The organism is Burkholderia sp. Ac-20392 (genome assembly GCF_017104585.1).
GTDB classification, from domain to species: domain Bacteria; phylum Pseudomonadota; class Gammaproteobacteria; order Burkholderiales; family Burkholderiaceae; genus Burkholderia; species Burkholderia lata.
This window is the reverse complement of record NZ_JAAGPB010000882.1, coordinates 1-2,223: the sequence shown is the minus strand read 5'-3', so window position 1 is coordinate 2,223 and position 2,223 is coordinate 1. Positions and strand designations below refer to the sequence as shown.

The following is a 2,223-nucleotide window of genomic DNA, read 5'->3' as shown; positions in this document are numbered from 1 at the left end:
GCGGATCTATCACGCGAAGGGCGTCGAGCGGCAGGTGCGCAACGGGCTCTGGGTCGGCCGCACGCAGGCGCAGTTCTACGACGCGCTCGACTGGCTGCACGGCTGGCGCGCGGAGGATTGCCTGAAGTCCGTCGCGTAACGCGGCGCGGTTGGCCCGATTCCGGCGGCGCGCATTTCAACGACACGACGCGCGACCGCCTTCCTGGAGGAGACACCATCATGGCCGATACGCTGTCCATCGACGTCAGCGAATGGATCGACCGTCATCGCGTTGCGCCGTTTCAGGCCGCGATCGTCGCACTGTGCTTTCTGATCGTCGCGATCGACGGTTTCGATACCGCATCGATCGGTTTCATCGCCCCCGTCATCCGCGCGGAATGGGGCCTGTCGCCCGCGCAGCTCGCTCCGGTGTTCGGCGCGGGGCTCGCCGGGCTAATGGCCGGCGCGCTCGTGTTCGGGCCGTTCGGCGACCGGTTCGGCCGCAAGCGCCTGCTGCTCGCCTGCGTGGCGTGCTTCGGCATCGCGAGCGCCGCGTCGGCGAGCGCCGGCGGCCTGACCGAGCTGATCGCGTGGCGCTTCGTGACCGGGCTCGGGCTCGGCGGCGCGATGCCCAATGCGATCACGCTGACGTCCGAATACTGCCCGGCGCGGCGCCGTTCGCTGCTGGTGACGACGATGTTCTGCGGCTTCACGATCGGCTCCGCGCTCGGCGGGCTCGCGGCTGCGTCGCTGATCGAACACCACGGCTGGCGCTCGGTGCTCGTCGTCGGCGGTGCGGCGCCGCTGCTTCTGTTGCCGGTACTTGCGTGGCGGTTGCCGGAATCGGTGCGCTATCTCGTCAACACCGGCGCGGCGCGCGAGCGGATCGCGGCGATGCTGGGGCGCATCGCGCCGGATCCGCATCTTCTGAACGCGTCGTTCATCGCGCCCGCCGGCAAGCCGGCCGGGTCGCCGCTCGGTCGCCTGTTCAGCGCCGACCTGCTGCGCGGCACGCTGCTGCTGTGGCTCACGTTCTTCATGAGCCTGCTCGTGATCTACCTGCTGTCGAGCTGGCTGCCGACGCTGCTGCGCACGACCGGCGCGACGCTGCAGACGGCTGCGCGCGTGACCGCGATGTTCCAGGTCGGCGGCACGCTCGGCGCGATCGTCCTCGGCGGGTTGATGGACCGTTTCGACCCGCATCGCGTGCTGGCCTGCAGCTATGCGGCGGCCGGTGTGTTCGTCGCCGCGATCGGCGTGTTTGCCGCATCGCCGTGGGGCGCCGCGCTCGCCGTGTTCGCGGCCGGCTTCTGCGTGTCGGGGTCTCAGGTTGGCGCGAACGCACTGTCGGCCGCGTTCTATCCGACCGAGTGCCGCACCACCGGCGTGAGCTGGGCGAACGGGATCGGCCGTGGCGGCTCGGTCGTCGGATCGATGGCGGGCGGCGCGATGCTGGCGATGGGCGTGCCGTTGTCGACTGCGTTTGCCGTCGTCGCGGCGCCATGCGTGATCGCGGGGATCGCGGTGCTGGCGCTCGGCGTGGTGCGTGCCGATGTGGCGCGCATGCCTGCCGCGAAGGCGATTGCGGGCGAGCAGGCCTGAGCGAAGCAGGGCGCAGGGCCGCTCATCGGTCAGTGGCGGGGGATCATCATTATATAAATTAATATAATATTGATTCTTTAATTGTCTCCTCGCGCCGATGAACGACGATCTTTCCACCGGGTTGCCCGACCCCGACCAGATGCGCGCGGCCGCCGAATCGGCCTGCGCGCTGCTCAAGGTGCTGTCGAATCCCGACCGGCTGCTGCTGCTCTGCGAACTGTCCCAGGGCGAGCGTTGCGTGAGCGATCTCGAGACGGCGCTGGAAATCCGCCAGCCGACCTTGTCGCAGCAGCTCGGCGTGTTGCGTGACAACGCGCTGGTTCGCACGCGTCGGGACGGCAAGAACATCCACTATTCGCTCGACAGCCCGGCGGCAATCGCGGTGATGGGCGTGCTGGTCGAACAGTTCTGCGGCCCGGCCGCGAAGGGGCGGCGCGATGCAGCTTGATGCGCTTCATTTCACGCCGTGGCTGTCGCTGGCCGGCGGCGTGCTGATCGGGCTCGCGGCCGCGTGGCTCGTCGCGTTCAACGGCCGGATTGCCGGCATCAGCGGCATCGTCGGCGGTCTGCTCACGGCACGCGCCGGCGAGCGCGACTGGCGCGCCGCGTTCGTCGCCGGGCTGATCGCCGCACCGCTCGTGA

At 69.4% G+C, this 2,223-nt stretch carries 2 protein-coding genes and 2 pseudogenes; all 4 read left to right on the top strand.

Features of this window, described 5'->3' with window-relative positions:
* Positions 1-139 (top strand): annotated as a pseudogene (locus G3N99_RS39330) (3-hydroxybenzoate 6-monooxygenase); the annotation flags it as partial.
* A gap of 80 nt (positions 140-219) precedes the next feature.
* The gene (locus tag G3N99_RS39325; protein WP_206125095.1) at positions 220-1,581 is read left to right on the top strand and encodes an aromatic acid/H+ symport family MFS transporter; all 1,362 of its coding nucleotides are present in this window, start codon (positions 220-222) and stop codon (positions 1,579-1,581) included.
* Between the two features lie 97 nt (positions 1,582-1,678).
* Positions 1,679-2,029, top strand: coding sequence for a metalloregulator ArsR/SmtB family transcription factor (locus tag G3N99_RS39320; RefSeq protein ID WP_206125094.1), 351 nt, complete (start codon positions 1,679-1,681; stop codon positions 2,027-2,029).
* A pseudogene (locus G3N99_RS39315) lies at positions 2,019-2,223 on the top strand (YeeE/YedE family protein); the annotation flags it as partial. The gene G3N99_RS39320 and the pseudogene G3N99_RS39315, both read left to right, overlap by 11 nt.

What these genes read in the sequence shown, in the direction of transcription:
- G3N99_RS39325 (WP_206125095.1), top strand. Translation starts at nt 220, where the DNA reads ATGGCCGATACGCTGTCCATCGACGTCAGCGAATGGATCGACCGTCAT.
- G3N99_RS39320 (WP_206125094.1), top strand. Translation starts at nt 1,679, where the DNA reads ATGAACGACGATCTTTCCACCGGGTTGCCCGACCCCGACCAGATGCGC.